This window comes from Flavobacterium aquariorum, assembly GCF_003254745.1.
Taxonomy (GTDB): Bacteria; Bacteroidota; Bacteroidia; order Flavobacteriales; family Flavobacteriaceae; genus Flavobacterium; species Flavobacterium aquariorum.
On the sequence record NZ_QKXH01000003.1, the window covers coordinates 47,113 to 64,239 of the forward strand.

The window sequence follows — 17,127 nt, forward strand, 5'->3', positions numbered from 1 at the left end:
TAAACTCCTTAATCAAGGAGTTTATTTTTAAAAAAGTTGAAACCTATAATTTATAATTCAACGTTATAAACACATCACTCATTTAATTAGTTAACAACATTATACCCAATAAATCAATATATAATCATTTTTTTAATACTTTTATTGAATTAACAATAAAAGTAAAAAAACATGAATGTAAAAAACTTTTTGATTTCGGGCATTGTTGGTGGTATTGTTGACTTTCTTTTGGGATGGGTATTTTATGGTATGCTTTTTAAAGACCTCTACCCTCAAAATGAACACACAAACTTAGTATTCATCTTTTTAGGATGCATGACTTTTGGATTATTTGTAGCCTATATATTTACAAAATGGGCAGGAATTACAAATGCAGTTACTGGATTAAAAGCAGGTGCCGTTATTGGTGTTTTTACAAGTTTGTCCATGAATTTTTTCATGTATTCTGATATGGTTTTAAATTTACAAAATATGATAACCGATATTATCATTACAACAGTATTGGGTGCTGCTGTTGGTGCCGCTGTTGCCCTAACTAATGGAAAAATGAAATAAAAAGAATATATTACATCCAAAATACCACACTTTTTTTTGGAGCATGAATTTAATAGAAAACCACGAATAGATTCCTATTCGTGGTTTTCCTCATTTACAAAAAACTCTTTCAACCAGCCGATAATGTTTTCACTTGCAAAAAAGGTAATCTTTTAAATTTAATTGATTTGGTATTAGTCAAAAAAATCATATCAGTAGCCCTATTTAAACCTATGCAAATCAAATTTTTTAACCTTTTTATTTAAAACTCAAAACCCATCATTTTTGTCAAAAGAAGAAAATACTGCGCGTGCATAATATTTCCCAAACTCCTTATTTTAAAGGAGTTTTTTATTTATATTTATAAAAAATTAAAAAAAAACAAATTTTATTATGCATGCATAGTATTTTTTTATTACATTTGAAATCGATATAGTAGAATATGAAAAACAAAACAATAGATTATATCTTAAGAGCAACTTGGCAAGCCGTATCCAGAATGTACAACGAAGAAGCTCATAAATATGATGCAACAATGGCAACTGGTTTTGCATTATTAAGTATTGACAGAGAAGAAGGAACACCGTCAACTGCATTAGGCCCAAGAATGGGAATGGAAGCCACAAGCTTGACCAGAACCTTAAAATCGATGGAAGAAAAAGGGTTAATCACCCGAAAGAAAAATCCAGAAGACGGTAGAGGCGTTTTGATTTACCTAACCGAGTTTGGAAAAGAAAAAAGAGAGCTTTCGAAGAATACGGTTTTGAATTTTAATGAAACGGTGAGAAAACATGTTTCGGAAGAAAAGCTCAACAATTTCATAGAAGTGGCTGAAATTATCAACGAACTAATTCAGAATAAAAACATATTTAATCAACAAGAAAACAGTAACGATGAATCGAACCATTAAAAAAGTTGCAGTAATTGGATCCGGAATTATGGGTTCAGGAATTGCTTGTCATTTTGCCAACATTGGTGTAGAAGTCTTGCTTTTGGACATTATCCCAAGAGAATTGACGGATGCCGAAGCCAAAAAAGGGCTAACACTTGAGAGTAAAATTGTTCGCAACCGTGTGGTAAACGAGCATTTGGCCAACTCATTAAAATCGAAGCCCTCTCCTATTTACAGTCAAAAATTCGCTAGCCGAATCACTACTGGAAATACTACGGATGATATGGCTAAAATTGCCAATGTAGATTGGATTATCGAAGTGGTTGTGGAGCGTTTGGATATCAAAAAATTGGTTTTTGAGCAAATTGAAAAATTCAGAAAACCGGGAACTTTGGTAACATCAAACACTTCTGGTATTCCGATTCATTTCATGAGCGAAGGACGCAGCGAAGATTTCCAAAAACATTTCTGCGGTACTCACTTTTTTAACCCAGCGCGTTACTTAAAATTATTCGAAATTATTCCTGGTCCACAAACTTCAACAGAAGTTTTGGATTTCTTAACCATATACGGAGAGAAATTTTTGGGTAAAACTTCGGTTGTTGCCAAAGATACTCCAGCATTTATCGGAAACCGTATTGGTATTTACGGAATCCAAAGTTTGTTCCACTTGGTAAAAGAATTGGGATTAACTATCGAAGAAGTTGATAAATTAACAGGACCAGTTATTGGTCGTCCAAAATCGGCTACTTTCAGAACTGTTGACGTTGTAGGATTGGATACTTTGGTGCATGTTGCCAACGGAATCTACGAAAACTGTCCAACAGACGAGCAACACGAATTGTTCAAACTTCCAGAATTTGTAAACAAAATGATGGAAAACAAATGGTACGGTAGTAAAACTGGTCAAGGTTTCTACAAAAAAGTAGACAAAGACATTCTTTCTTTGGACTTGGATACTCTTGAATACCGTCCTGCCAAAAGAGCTTCTTTTGCTACTTTGGAATTGACAAAAACAATCGACAAACCAATCAACAGATTTAAGGTTTTGGTTAAAGGAAAAGACAAAGCGGGTGAATTCTACAGAAAAAGTTTCTCTGGAATGTTTGCTTACGTTTCCAATCGTATTCCTGAAATCTCAGATGAATTATACAAAATAGACGATGCCATGAAAGCTGGTTTTGGATGGGAAAATGGTCCATTCGAAATTTGGGATGCCATTGGTGTTCAAAATGGAATCGAAATCATGAAAGCCGAAGGTCTTGAGCCTGCAGCTTGGGTTACCGAAATGATCGCTTCTGGAAGTACTAGTTTTTATACTATTAAAGAAGGGGCTACTTATTTCTATAATATTCCAACAAAATCGCAAACTAAAGTTCCGGGACAAGATGCATTCATCATCCTGAACAACATTCGCGAAAGCAAAAAAGTTTGGAGCAATAGTGGTGCTATCATCCAAGATTTGGGAGACGGAATCTTGAACTTAGAATTCCAATCCAAAATGAATACAATTGGTGGTGATGTTTTAGCTGCGATCAATAAAGCGATAGATTTATCCGAAAAAGAATACCAAGGTTTGGTTATTGGAAATCAAGCAGCGAATTTCTCTGTTGGTGCCAATATCGGAATGATATTCATGATGGCTGTTGAGCAAGAATATGATGAGTTGAATATGGCTATCAAAATGTTCCAAGACACTATGATGCGTGTGCGTTATTCTGGAATCCCTGTTGTTGTTGCACCCCACGGAATGACTTTTGGTGGTGGTTGCGAAATGAGTTTACATGCTGATAAAGTGGTTGCTGCTGCAGAAACCTATATGGGATTAGTTGAATTTGGTGTTGGGGTTATTCCTGGCGGTGGTGGTTCGAAAGAATTGGCCATGCGTGCATCCGATTTATTCCGTAAAAACGATGTGGAATTGAATGTTTTACAAGAATATTTTATGACTATCGCTATGGCAAAAGTATCTACTTCTGCTTACGAAGCTTTTGATACAGGACTATTGCAACACGGTAAAGATATTGTGGTGGTGAACAAAGACCGTCAGATTGCTGAAGCTAAAAAACATGCCTTATTGATGGCCGAAGCTGGTTATACACAACCTATCCGCAGAACAGACGTAAAAGTTTTAGGTAAACAAGCATTGGGAATGTTCTTGGTAGGAACTAACCAAATGGTTGCCGGTAAATACATCTCAGAGCACGATTTGAAAATTGCAAACAAACTAGCTTATGTTATGGCTGGTGGTGATTTATCTGAACACACTTTGGTATCTGAACAGTATTTATTGGATTTGGAACGTGAAGCTTTCTTGTCTCTTTGTACTGAAAGAAAAACATTGGAAAGAATTCAGTTTATGTTAACTAAAGGGAAACCACTTCGTAACTAGAAAATAGAATAAAGATGCAAGAAGCAAGACTTCGAAACTGAGTTTTGTCTTTTCTCTTGCCTCTTGTTTCTTTCTTCTAAAATCTTAAAAAAGAAAAACAATGAAAACAGCATATATAGTTAAAGCTTATCGTACTGCGGTAGGTAAAGCCCCAAAAGGAGTTTTTAGATTTAAAAGACCTGATGAGTTGGCTGCAGAAACCATTCAATACATGATGAATGAGTTGCCTGATTTTGACAAAACACGTATTGACGACGTTATGGTTGGAAATGCCATGCCGGAAGCAGAACAAGGTTTGAACGTGGGACGTTTAATCTCTTTGATGGGATTAAAAGTAGATGACGTACCTGGAGTTACCGTAAACAGATATTGTGCTTCGGGATTAGAAACTATCGGAATGGCGACTGCCAAAATCCAATCAGGGATGGCACATTGTATCATTGCCGGTGGAGCTGAAAGTATGAGTTTTATTCCAATGGGAGGTTACAAACCTACTCCGGATTATGCTGTCGCAAAAGCGGGACACGAGGATTACTATTGGGGAATGGGATTGACTTCAGAAGCGGTGGCAAAACAATTCAACATCTCTCGTGCTGATCAAGATGAGTTTGCTTTTCAATCTCACAACAAAGCGTTGAAAGCACAAGCGGAAGGTAAATTTGACAAACAAATTGTGCCTATCACGGTAGAACAGACTTTTATCAATGAAAATGGTAAAAAAGAAACCAAATCTTATGTTGTAAACAAAGATGAAGGCCCAAGAGCTGGAACTTCTTTGGAAGCCTTGGCTAACCTTAGACCTGTTTTTGCTGCTGATGGAAGTGTAACTGCCGGTAACTCTTCACAAATGAGTGATGGTGCTGCTTTTGTACTGGTTATGAGTGAAGAAATGGTAAAAGAATTAAACCTTCAACCGATTGCTCGTTTGGTAAACTTCGCCTCTGCAGGTGTTGAGCCAAGAATTATGGGAATTGGTCCTGTAAAAGCAATTCCAAAAGCCTTGAAACAAGCCGGATTGACTTTAAACGATATTGATTTAATTGAATTGAACGAAGCTTTTGCTTCACAAGCATTGGCAGTTACTCGCGAACTAAACTTGAATCCTGACATTATCAATGTGAATGGTGGAGCTATTGCCTTAGGTCACCCTCTAGGTTGTACCGGAGCCAAATTATCTGTTCAATTGTTTGACGAAATGAAACGCAGAGGAAGCAAATATGGAATTGTTTCTATGTGTGTGGGAACTGGACAAGGAAGTGCGGGGATATATGAGCTACTTTAATTTTATTATAAATTTTGAATTATAAATTTTAAATGAACATGCATGAAGGAAAATATTATTGCAACAAAAACATTTGATTTTGCACTATCCATAGTAAACCTTTTTGTTCAGCTTAAAAAAGAAAATGAATTCATAATTTCTAAACAAATCTTAAGATCAGCTACAAGCATTGGAGCAAATGTTGAAGAAGCAATCGCTGCACAATCAAGAAAAGATTTTATTCATAAAATGTCCATTGCGTCAAAAGAAGCGAGAGAAACTAAATATTGGTTGCGATTATTAGATAAATCTGATTTAACAACAATTGAAATTAATCATTATTTAATTGAAGTTGAACACATAATTAACATAATAACCAAAATCATTAAAACATCACAAGAATCAAAATAATTTAAAATTTAAAATTCATAATTTAAAATAATAAAACAATGAGCGACAAAACAAGAGGTGGTCAATTCATCGTAAAAGAAACAAAATGTGAAGATATCTTCACACCAGAAGATTTCAATGAAGAGCAATTAATGATGCGTGACTCTGTAAAAGAGTTCGTTGACAAAGAATTGTGGGCACACAAAGATCGTTTTGAGAAAAAAGACTACGCCTATACACAAGAGTGTATGAAAAAAGCAGGAGATCTTGGTTTCTTGAGCGTAGCTGTACCTGAATCATATGGCGGAATGGGAATGGGATTTGTAAATACCGTTTTGGTTTGTGATTATATTTCGGGAGCAACAGGTTCATTCTCTACTGCATTTGGAGCGCACACCGGAATTGGAACAATGCCAATCACTCTTTATGGAACGGAAGAACAAAAACAAAAATACGTACCTAAATTAGCTTCTGGAGAATGGTTTGGAGCGTATTGCTTAACTGAGCCAGGTGCTGGATCGGATGCCAATTCTGGAAAAACTAAAGCTGTTTTATCAGAAGACGGAAAAACATATTCGATCACTGGACAAAAAATGTGGATTTCGAATGCGGGATTCTGTTCTGTTTTCATCGTATTCGCAAGAATTGGTGACGACAAAAACATCACTGGATTTATTGTAGAAAACACTCCTGATAATGGAATTTCTATGAATGAAGAAGAGCATAAATTAGGTATTCGTGCTTCTTCGACTCGTCAGGTTTTCTTCAATGAGACTAAAGTTCCTGTAGAAAATATGTTGTCTGAAAGAGGAAACGGTTTCAAAATCGCTATGAACGCATTGAACGTAGGTCGTATCAAATTGGCTGCAGCTTGTTTGGACGCTCAACGTAGAGTAATCACTGGAGCCGTTCACTATTCAAATGAAAGAATCCAATTTAATACTGCTATTTCACAATTTGGAGCTATCCGTTCTAAATTGGCAGAAATGGCGACTTCTTGCTACGCAGGAGAAAGCGCAACATACCGTGCTGCAAAAGACATTGAAGATAGAATCACTGCTCGCGAAGCAGAAGGTGTTTCCCACCAAGAATCAGAATTGAAAGGTGTTGAAGAATATGCTATCGAGTGTTCTATCTTGAAAGTAGCTGTTTCTGAAGACGTTCAAAACTGTGCCGATGAAGGAATTCAAATCTTTGGTGGAATGGGATTCTCAGAAGACACACCTATGGAAAGTGCTTGGAGAGACGCCCGTATTGCCCGTATCTACGAAGGAACAAACGAAATCAACAGAATGTTATCTGTTGGTATGTTGATCAAAAAAGCGATGAAAGGGCACGTTGATTTACTAGGACCTGCTTCTAAAGTACAGGAAGAATTAATGGGAATTCCATCTTTTGAAACTCCTGATTATTCTGAACTGTTTGCTGAAGAAAAAGAAATGATTACCAAATTGAAAAAAGCATTCCTTATGGTTGCTGGTGGTGCCGTTCAAAAATACGGTCCAGACTTAGACGCACACCAACAATTATTGATGGCTGCCTCTGATATCTTAATCGAAATCTATATGGCTGAAAGTACGATCTTGAGAACCGAAAAATTAGCTAAAGCAAACGGCGCTGACAAAATCAAAGAACAAATCGCAATGGCACAATTATACTTGTACCAAGCAGTTGATATCATCACTCAAAAAGGAAAAGAAAGCATTATTTCTTTTGCTGAAGGTGACGAACAACGTATGATGCTAATGGGATTACGTCGTTTCACTAAATATACTAATATGCCAAATGTGGTTGGCTTAAGAGAAGCAATCACAACTAAATTAGTTGCAGAAAACGCATACTGCTTCTAATTACACAATCTTTTTTAGTTTTTATTTGTAAAAAGCCGCTATTGTCCCTGAATGGCAAAGCGGCTTTTTTATGTGATTATGGTTTTGGTCTGTTGCTGGCTGGCTAGCCCTTTGTTGCTTTTTCGTCCGTTTGGTCTGAGATGCTTTCAAGAGGCTCCCATAGTTCAATCTTGTTTCCTTCCGCATCCATAATATGAATAAACTTTCCATAGTCGTAAGTTTCAATATTATCAACTATGGTTACTCCGTTTTCTTTGAGTTTGTTTACTAGTCCTTCAATATTCTGAACTCGGTAATTAATCATAAAATCTTTTTTGGAGGGGGAAAAATATTCATCTCCTTTTTTGAAGGGACACCACTGAAGAGAATTTATCTCCTGAGGTTTGTTAATATTTCTTGACTCAAAACTTGACGAGCCCCAATCATTGATTTCAATTCCTAAGTTTTTGGTATACCACTCTTTTGTTTGCTCCAGATTGTCTGAAAAAAAGAAAATCCCACCAATTCCTGTCACCTTTGGTGTTGTGTCATCAGCTGAAGATGAATTGTCTGTTTGTTTTTTTGAGTCTTCCATATTGTTTGCTTTTTTAGTTGTTGAATCACAGTTTTTAGGAAGTGTTACAAGCGAAATTACACGAATAATCTTTTATCCTGTTTCATTTTCTCCCAGTTTTAGTTAATCGTATACAAACGCTACAATTTTTATTCTAATTTATATAGGACTATTACTAATCAAGTTCTAATTTCTCAATATCTATGTCTGTTAGGTTTTGAACATTCCTTGAGATTTTTTTGATATCCCAATCCCACCATTTTATTTTCAAAAGCCTTTCAATAACATCATCGGAGAATCTTTTTTTAATTTCGGTTGCGGGATTTCCCCCGACAATTGTGTAAGGTTCTACGTCTTTGATTACGGTTGCGTTTGTAGCAATAATAGCGCCGTCTCCAATGGTTACACCTGCCATAATGGTTGCATTATAGCCTATCCAAACATCATTACCAATATGAATGTCCCCCTTTTGTGGATATTGCTTTCCTTCCATAGCGTTTTCCCAACCATTTGCAAAAATTGCAAATGGATACGTTGTTAAAGCATTTGTCAAATGATTCGCTCCATTCATAATAAATTTTACATCGGAGGCAATCATACAAAATTTACCGATTATCAATTTGTCTCCAATAAAGTCAAAATGGTACTTCACATTTTTCTCAAAGTTCTCCACGTTTTCAAAATCGTCATAATAGGTGTAATCACCAACAATGATATTAGGATTTTTGACAACGTTTTTTAGAAAACAAAGTCGGTCATAATTTTGAAGTGGAAATTTTATATTCTTATTTGGAGCTGTCATTTTTAAATTTAGTTTATTGAATTTAAAATATTGTCAATTACATATTTAAAACTTACAAAAACAATTATTTTAATTATTTCCAAATGTATTAAATACTAATTAAAAGCCATAAAACATCTTTGGGATAACTTCAGTAAAATGGCATTTAAAAACAAATCATTTCGCTTTTCCCAATGCTCTTAGAATCGCGTGAGGGATAGAAGCTAGCTACCGAAGTAGCGCGGATAGCCCGACCCCGTGTAGAAAAAGGCCCGACTTATCGCAACAATGAGTGGGGCCTTTTTCTTAACGGGGGCACGCCCAGAGTATTCTTCTTATTTAGAAAAATGGGCTTATGTATTTATTGTACTATGGTACTTTCGGGTTTGTCATCCATCCAGGCGGCAAATAATTTGTAACCTATAGAAAATATAATTGGCCCCACGAATAAACCTACGAATCCAGACATCATGAATCCTCCGATTACACCAAGGAAAATAACCAGCATAGGCACGAGCGCCCCTTTTCCCAGCAATAGTGGTTTTAGGACATTATCGGACAATCCGCTTAGGACGAAAAATACTGTCCATAAAGCTGCAGCAGTAGTGTTATCCAATGAAAATAAATAGGCAATTACCCCTAGATTAATAATGATCGGGCCGACTTGGATAATTGAAAGCATCAAACAAACGACCGTTAACACTCCCGCAAAAGGGATGCCGGCTCCAAAGAGTCCCACAGCCTGAATCAGGGTTTGGATAATGGCTACACCCAATATTCCTTTGACCACCTGGTACACCGTTGACACCGAAATATCCAAGAATTCGTCACCTGAATCACCCGAAATTCTCTTGATGAAATTGGTGGCTAAATTTTGGGCACTTGTTGAAACCATCAGTACACCAGCAATAATTACCGAGAGGATTACCTGCAATAGAGCAACAGTGGAACTAAGAACGCTACCCAACAATTTTTTGGATAATTCGACGATTTGTTCTTTGTATTCGAGTACTCCTGTTTTTAAATCTGTAGATAATGAATATAGAAAATCGTAAGCTTTGTCCCCTATCACAGGCCAGTCTTTTATATTTTGACTTGGTGTTGCCACTTTCAAAGTACCGTTCTCTACCCCTGCTTTTAATTCGGTTAAATTTGATGTAACTGAATTTACAAATAATACAGTTGGTGCAATGATAATTATCAATAAGGCTGCGGTGATTATGAATGAAGCAAGGCTTTTGCGTCCCTTTAATTTCTTTTGCAGGAAATCATATCCTGGATATAGCACTATCGCCAATATAATTGCCCAAAGAATTGGCATCATAAAAGGCAGTAAAAGTTTAATACAAAATCCTAAAATTAGGAAAACAAGTCCTAGCTGTAAGATGACTTCAAAAATCTGTTTGCTTTTGTATGGGTTTGAATTTTCCATAAGAATTGATTTAAAGATTAGTTAAAATAAAAATATTATTATTGATTTTGTTTCTTTTTTGCACTGTTTTCATTGGCATCAGAAACGAGACGACCAATAAGAATCACGGGATACAAAACCCCTATAATAGCTTCGATTTGCGCCATTGATCTTGCAAAGGGATGCAAAGGAAAAATATCTCCGTATCCAGTTGTTGTAATTGTTATATAACTAAAATACAAAAAATTAGCCTGTAAAGTATTGCTCTCAAAGGGCGGTAGGGTGATTTGGAAAGCACCAGGTATGTGTTCGTAGATAAATAAATAAATCACAGACCATAAATTAGCAAGAATCATATACACAACTATAGAACCTACCACACGATATTCGGTTATTGGTCCGGGTTCAAAAACTTTTTTCAATACCAATACAATCAACAATCCAAAAGTGGCGATGGTAAAAACGATATCTGCCAATAGAATAAATGGAGTTTGTCGGAAAACCGAAATCCATCCGAATAGGACAAACAAAAATGGAATGATCGTAAACAAGATTGTTTGTTTTTTTGATTTGGATAATGAAAAAATACCCGCAATCAGAAACAACATCCAAAATATATTCGTAATAACCATAAACGAAGAATAACTTCCAAATATTGGAATCAGTACAAAATGCATGATACAAAGCAAGATGAACATACCGCTAAGTCCGCTTTCCTTATTCCACAGATGATTCAAAAAAAGGAATTGTTTATTTTTTGCCATAGTTTTTATTTTTTAGTGGCTAAGTTTCTCAGAATCTAGGAAAAATAGTCCCATATTTAATTTTAAACACTAGTCTATACTATTTGATATTAAAAAATCATTTTATACTTTTCAAAAACATCCACATAAATCTTAGGATCTTACTAACTCAGATTCTTAGCGACTTTATCAAAATGGAATCGGCTCCACTTCAACCCTTCCAATTGGCCGTCGTCCTAATCGAAACAACAGAAGAATCAGAATTGGGAAGAAACACAGCGCTGCCATTACCAGATAAATATCTTTGTAAGCCAGCATCAGTGCAGACTGTGATGTTTGGTTTGAAAGAGTTTTTTCGGCTTTTTTTTGGGCTTCCCAGGCCGATAATCCCTTAAGCATATAAATGTTCTTATTCTTGTCCAACTGCTCTTTAGCAATCGGATTTAATTCCGATAATTGCTGACTAAGCCCTGTTTTATGCTGCACGTTTAGATTGGAAATAAAAGTCCCTAATATTGCCCCTCCCAATAATGAAGCAAAAACAGCACGTGAAATAACACCACTCATCATTCGGGAATCCCCCAAAGGTTTAGGTACCTTCTCTGAAATATAAAGGGAAGCGGCCGGATACAAAAAACCAATAGCAAGTCCTTTGAAAATAAAGGGACCAAAAAAATCGGATGTATCAATTTCCGGATAAAATCTAAAATAAAGAAGGGTGTGATACATTCCGTAACAGGCAAAACCCGTCACCCAAAGCGTGGCCAAATAAATGCGTTTAAACAAAAGATAGGTAGATAACGGAATGGCTATAAAAAGACCAATTAGAATGGCCAAATGTGTTCTTGCCACATAAATGCTATCAAAACCCAAAATATTGGTCATAAAACCCGTTACAATACTTCCTGTACCATTCATCATCCCAGTATAAAAAAAGAGCAAAGACCCCAAAACCACATTTCGGTATTGATACACATCTGTATTGATTATAGGATTATCGCTAAACCGAACATGGATCAAATAAATACCTACGATAACCAGCAAAAAAGCTATTGCCGTAGCCACTTTCGGATCATTCAACCAATTTCGGGTTTGACCTTCGGTACAAAGAAAAAGTATCACAATCAAAAACAACAATAAAATAAGCCAGCCTCTCCAATCAAATTGAAAAACTCCTTTCATTGGTGCCACATCTTTTTTATAAAAAATCCAAGCCAAAAGAATTGCTATCAAAAAATTGACATTCAAAAAGTAAATCCCAAAAGTCCAGTTATGGATACTCGACATCTCTGTTCCAAAATATTGATACAACTGCTTGCTTCCCTGAAGAATAAACTGAACGATTCCATACAAAATAGGCATATTGAAAGTTGGATTGTATTTCAACAGTATGGGAATTAATGTGGCAAAAATCCCTACGATAGACAAAATTGCCAACAAAGCCCGCCAAACAGTAAACCATTCAATTGTGGTTGTATAGAGCGTAGCCGTATTGCAGATTATTGACAAAAAACTAACGGATAGAATCATCGTCCGCATCGGAATTTGTTTTCCGATTTTCAGCCCCAAGGGCAAAAAACCAAGCATTACAAAAAAAGGAATATAAGTCGAATAGGTAAAAACAGTGGTTGAAGCCCCAAAATGTCCTAATATCTGCGAATTGTCATAAGAGGTCACATTCAGGGCATTAAAAAAAGGAATTGTAAGGAGATAAAATCCTATAAGGGTAAACACACTTCCTTTTTTTATTAGAGCCATCCTTTTTTTATTTCTTTATTTCTACAGTCACACTCATCCCTGGTTTTACTGCTTCCAATTCTTTTGCGGAAGCTTCAAAATCAATTTTTACAGGAATTCGCTGTGTGATTTTTACAAAATTACCAGTCGAATTATCCGGTTCTACCATTGAGAATTTAGCTCCAGTAGCTGGCGAAAAACCCACCACTTTTCCTTTAAATTCCTTATCATCAAGTGCATCAATAGTAATGGTCACTTCTTGTCCTGGTTTAATTTTTCCAATTTGAGTCTCCTTAAAATTAGCAGTGACCCAAACCTTTTGATTCAAAACTAGCGTTGCCACTACCTGATTGGCATTAATCAACTCGCCAACGGATATTGTTCTCTCCCCCACATAACCGTCGGCCATGGCAATAATTCGCGTATAAGACAACTGCAGCAAGGCATTTTCTAAATCGGCTTTTTTACGTTCTACAGTGGCTTTGGCTGCTTCAAGATTGGTATAACTTTGTTTCGTTGCCGAAGCGCTGGCCAATAACTCTTCCTCACCAGCATTCAGATAGGATTTAGTCGATTGAAGTTTGGAAACCACCTGATCATATTGATTGCGCGTTACTGCAGAGTCGGCATACATATTCTTGAATCGTTCGTAATCTTTTTGAGCTTTGTCAAGGTCGGCTTTATCACCTGACAATTTATCCTTGGAAGCCGCCTCTTTGGAAGTGGCCGTAACAATAGATTGCTCCAGCGAATGAAGATTCCCTTCGGCAACGGCCAAATCAGCTTCAGCTTGTTTTACTTTTATCCTGTATTCCTCATCATCAAGAATGACCAAAGTATCTCCTTTATGCACAAACTGATGAGAATCAAAACGAATGGATGCCACATGGCCTGTTGCTCTGGCCGTGACACTGTTGATATAGGATTCAACTTGAGCATTATTAGTTGTTTCATACCGATGAAAATCGAAAAACAAGCTTAATATCCAAATCCCTCCACCTATGATAAAAATAAAAGAAAGGATAGTCAATATCGTATTTCTCTTTTTTTCGCTTTTTACAGCATCTTCGTTGATTGTTTTATCTTCGCTCATAAACAAAAAAATTAAAGTTTACCCATTGCATACTGCAGGGAATAATATTGAATAATCGCATCAATATTGGCATTATTCAGAGAAATTTTCGCTTCATTCAACTGCAATTCGGCGTCAACTATATCACTGATTAATGCAAAATCATTATCATAGCGGCTTTTTACAATTTTGTAATTGCTCAGTGCCAAATCAACATCTTTCTTAAAAGTTATAATATTCCTCACGCTTTCCGTAAATCGAACATAAGCTGCCTTTACATCCTGATTGATTACATCTTTGGTTGCATCAAGGGCAATGTTACTTTTATCTATTTGTAATTTATCGGCATTAGCCCTGTGCTTTATATTATAAAAACTGGAAATTTCCCAACTGAGAGACAAGCCAGCTGCCCAGTAATTGAGAATGTTGTCTGAATAGTCCGGCCATTGAGCCGGATATTGTGTATTGAAAAGCAAGTTGGCGCTGATATAAGGTTTAAAACCGCTCTTGGTTATATCCAAGGATGATTCGGCTATTTTAACGTTGATTTCCGATCTTTTGATTTCATAACGGTTTTGGTAGGCTTCAGACAAACTCTCCTCCAAACTCACTTCTTTTTTAGGAATTAAAATACCGTCCAATACCGGTTTTAATTTGGTATTAGTAGGAAGCCCAGTCAATATATCCAAATAATTGCTGATTAATTCGATTGAATTGGAACTACGGAACACTGCCACTTCAAAATTCGATTTTTGCAATTCGGTCCTTAACAAATCACTTTTAAGATTTTGACCATTAGAAACCCTAGATTCCAATTGTTTGATTCGTAAGTCTGTATTGACAATGTTTTGTTTGGTTACCTCAATTTGTTTGTATAATTTTTCTAGAGTAAAAAACTGTGTAGTTATGGTTTGCTTAACTTCGGTTTCTGTCATCTTGGCGACCGATTCCTGCATACTCACCATTAGTTTTTGCTTATCAATCTGATTGTTGATCACCCCTCCATAATACAAAGGCATGGACGCAAAAACATTGGCAGAAGCTTGTTGGTTAAAATAATCAACGGTGATATTTTTTTCATAAAATCCTTCAAATATTTTGGGATTTCCAATATAATTATAAGCCATTTTCATGCCAAAAACAGGTGCTTTGGCTATTTTGGACTGGTCCAAATTTTCATTTGCAATATTGACATCCGAGTTGGCAATTTTAAGCTGATTATTGTTCTGGATACCCAACTGTATAGCTTCATCCAGTTTTATGATTCGCGCTCCGTCATCATTTTGGGAAAATCCGACTTCATAAAAAAAACAAGCTACTATTAGAATAACAAAGTTAAGCTTAGGCCATTTTAAAACAGTATAATCCATTAACTCCATATTTAGTTAAAAAATTCAACAGGCAAATTCCAATTAACATATCTCATCATTGATTCTAATCTTAAAGATCAGTCCATTAAGTAAACAAATATAATCTTTTTAACATTTTTATAACAATAATTTACATTGTAAAAAATAAAATCATAAAAAAACAAATTGCAAATCAATAAATAATTATGATATATTAAAATGAAGTATAATTTTAGATCTAAAAGAAAACATATTGATAACCAAGGCTAATAGAATCATAATTCAAACCAATATCTTTAAACACACCAGTATTAGCTTGTAATTTAACAGATTGACTTCTTGACAAAGGTATTGACCAAGTTGCGCCTATTCTTGAACTATTAATCACACTCCCTGCAGGTAAATCATCAACTACTGTTTTTCCTCCGCTGAACCAGTTTACATTTATCCCGACCCACATTTGATTTTTAAAGAAATAACAAGCATGACCTTGAAAAGAAAGTACAGGCTCTTGCTGTAAATCCTTATCAACCAGAAATTCATCATTGTTAGTGTAAAACCAAATTCCAGAATACAATTCAGCATAAACATGTTTAAATCGTTTGGAAATCCCCACTTCAGGTTTAAATCCCCAGCGGTTGGTTCCAATATTTATTCTTTTATCCGGATAATAAATACCTGTAGGAACCGAAGTTACCAAGCTTACGCCAAAAATTGTCTTTTGCTGATATTGAGCAAAATCTTTTGGGGCTAATGCAGGAGAACCCAATAAATTAATCCCAAAACGAATTCGCATATCACCAAAACCAGTTCGGTTTCCTGTGATTTTTTGCCCGCTTACGGTGGCTTTTCCATCCATAATTACATAGGGAATTGCTACTTGAATCCTGGCTAATTTATCGGCCAAACCAAATGTGCGCATATAACCCACACCAAAATTATTACTTGAAATCACAAAATCTTCAATTGGTAAAGTAGGCTCAGAAACTACATCACCTTTCATATATCCGTAAGTGCCAACTATAGCATTTACTCCAATCGGCAAATTAGCATAAGCTCTTGGATCTAAATCCTGAGCAATTGAGCAATTGTATATTAAAAAAACAGTAAATGATAAAAATTTATTTTTTATGCTATATATTGAGTTTCGCAAAACCATATTTGGATTTTATGTAAAATTTAAACATTGCCAAAATTTAGATTTTCAACTTTAACGCTCATCATTTCTAAGGCCTGATAAAAAACAGAATGAAAAAAAAAACCTCAAAAACATTTGAGGTTTCTATTTATAGTTGATGTATTAAAATCTATATCCTATACTGATATTATATCTAAAACCTACGGCAGTGATGGATTGCACACCTTTTTTTTCTATCCCTTCATCGCCTGTAATTCCTTCAACTCCGGGGAATCTATCTTTTATTGCTTCGATAATTTTTTGGTACACTTCATTATCATCAAGTCCTGAAATATTATTGTCCAATTTTGTATTGAATTTATATCTGGTTATTGAGGGACCAAACAATACACAGTCTATGACGAATCTATCCCATAAAACAAATTGATACCCTAACTCACCTCCAATATTGGTTAAATTAAATTTTGAAGAAAGATTAGAACTACTGGTAACTCCTGTGTCTGGATTGGTATAATACATATTTCTGTCTGTATTAAATTGAAAAAAACTTAGAAACGGAGCCAAATAAACCCCTCTTGGGCCTTTATGTTTATTGACACTTCCCAAATAAAATCGATAATCTGCACCAAATGAATACCCTTTTCTATCGCTACTTTTATCAAAATTAACATCAGCAATATCAACCGTTATCAATGGAAACTCCTGATATCCAACAAAAACATTCAAACTTTGATTTTCTTTAATCATTCTTTCATACGAAAACTGTAATGAGTTATCATAAAGCAACGTATTGGACACGTTAAACTTTACTGAATTCTTAAAATCCCTTGAACCAGATTGCGAAAAGGCATTCGTCGAAGGCAAAAATATTGCAAATACAAAAAAGAAGACAGTACCAAATGGAGTAGTTAAATTTTTCATGATTTATTTTTTAAATTACGTAAAACTAAGGAAGTACATTAACAAATTTAACATTTCTTTTTTAAAAAAAGAAACAAAAATTAACACTTTATACGATAAAACA

General features: G+C 35.4%; 15 protein-coding genes. 6 read left to right on the top strand and 9 right to left on the bottom strand.

Going from position 1 to position 17,127, the window contains the following annotated elements; all coding sequences use genetic code 11:
* Positions 1-171: 171 nt before the first annotated feature.
* From DOS84_RS05505 to DOS84_RS05530, 6 genes are all read left to right on the top strand, one after another.
* Complete coding sequence (locus tag DOS84_RS05505) at positions 172-555, top strand: hypothetical protein (RefSeq protein ID WP_111409122.1); 384 nt, start codon at positions 172-174, stop codon at positions 553-555.
* Between the two features lie 421 nt (positions 556-976).
* A complete protein-coding gene (locus DOS84_RS05510; RefSeq protein ID WP_111409123.1) occupies positions 977-1,444 on the top strand; it encodes a MarR family winged helix-turn-helix transcriptional regulator in 468 nt (155 codons plus the stop codon).
* Positions 1,428-3,818 (top strand): 3-hydroxyacyl-CoA dehydrogenase/enoyl-CoA hydratase family protein, encoded by a 2,391-nt coding sequence (locus DOS84_RS05515; protein ID WP_111409124.1) that lies wholly within the window; start codon positions 1,428-1,430, stop codon positions 3,816-3,818. The genes DOS84_RS05510 and DOS84_RS05515 overlap by 17 nt, the downstream gene beginning before the upstream one ends.
* Positions 3,819-3,918: 100 nt before the next feature.
* Positions 3,919-5,100 carry an acetyl-CoA C-acyltransferase gene (locus DOS84_RS05520; protein WP_111409125.1) on the top strand — a complete coding sequence of 394 codons (1,182 nt, stop codon included), beginning with the start codon at positions 3,919-3,921 and terminating at the stop codon, positions 5,098-5,100.
* Positions 5,101-5,142: 42 nt separating this feature from the next.
* The gene (locus tag DOS84_RS05525; protein ID WP_100431394.1) at positions 5,143-5,490 is read left to right on the top strand and encodes a four helix bundle protein; all 348 of its coding nucleotides are present in this window, start codon (positions 5,143-5,145) and stop codon (positions 5,488-5,490) included.
* A 38-nt stretch (positions 5,491-5,528) separates the two neighbouring features.
* Complete coding sequence (locus DOS84_RS05530; protein ID WP_111409126.1) at positions 5,529-7,319, top strand: acyl-CoA dehydrogenase family protein; 1,791 nt, start codon at positions 5,529-5,531, stop codon at positions 7,317-7,319.
* A 103-nt stretch (positions 7,320-7,422) separates the two neighbouring features.
* On the opposite strand, the gene DOS84_RS05535 is transcribed toward DOS84_RS05530, so the two are convergent.
* The 9 genes from DOS84_RS05535 to DOS84_RS05575 form a co-directional block, all read right to left on the bottom strand.
* Positions 7,423-7,893: a VOC family protein gene (locus DOS84_RS05535; protein WP_111409127.1), complete on the bottom strand. Its 471-nt coding sequence runs from the start codon at positions 7,891-7,893 to the stop codon at positions 7,423-7,425.
* A gap of 154 nt (positions 7,894-8,047) precedes the next feature.
* Positions 8,048-8,674, bottom strand: coding sequence for a CatB-related O-acetyltransferase (locus tag DOS84_RS05540; RefSeq protein WP_111409128.1), 627 nt, complete (start codon positions 8,672-8,674; stop codon positions 8,048-8,050).
* Positions 8,675-9,014: 340 nt separating this feature from the next.
* A complete protein-coding gene (locus DOS84_RS05545; RefSeq protein ID WP_111409129.1) occupies positions 9,015-10,085 on the bottom strand; it encodes an AI-2E family transporter in 1,071 nt (356 codons plus the stop codon).
* A gap of 38 nt (positions 10,086-10,123) precedes the next feature.
* Positions 10,124-10,828, bottom strand: a complete 705-nt coding sequence (locus DOS84_RS05550) for a potassium channel family protein (protein ID WP_111409130.1) — start codon at positions 10,826-10,828, stop codon at positions 10,124-10,126.
* 168 nt (positions 10,829-10,996) lie between these two features.
* Complete coding sequence (locus DOS84_RS05555) at positions 10,997-12,565, bottom strand: MFS transporter (RefSeq protein WP_111409131.1); 1,569 nt, start codon at positions 12,563-12,565, stop codon at positions 10,997-10,999.
* A gap of 7 nt (positions 12,566-12,572) precedes the next feature.
* The gene (locus tag DOS84_RS05560; RefSeq protein ID WP_111409132.1) at positions 12,573-13,637 is read right to left on the bottom strand and encodes an HlyD family secretion protein; all 1,065 of its coding nucleotides are present in this window, start codon (positions 13,635-13,637) and stop codon (positions 12,573-12,575) included.
* A gap of 11 nt (positions 13,638-13,648) precedes the next feature.
* Positions 13,649-14,986 carry a TolC family protein gene (locus DOS84_RS05565; RefSeq protein WP_165830399.1) on the bottom strand — a complete coding sequence of 446 codons (1,338 nt, stop codon included), beginning with the start codon at positions 14,984-14,986 and terminating at the stop codon, positions 13,649-13,651.
* A gap of 217 nt (positions 14,987-15,203) precedes the next feature.
* On the bottom strand, positions 15,204-16,124 hold the full coding sequence (locus DOS84_RS05570) for a transporter (protein ID WP_111409134.1): 921 nt from the start codon (positions 16,122-16,124) through the stop codon (positions 15,204-15,206).
* A 141-nt stretch (positions 16,125-16,265) separates the two neighbouring features.
* Positions 16,266-17,024, bottom strand: coding sequence for a hypothetical protein (locus tag DOS84_RS05575; RefSeq protein ID WP_111409135.1), 759 nt, complete (start codon positions 17,022-17,024; stop codon positions 16,266-16,268).
* Positions 17,025-17,127 lie beyond the last annotated feature (103 nt).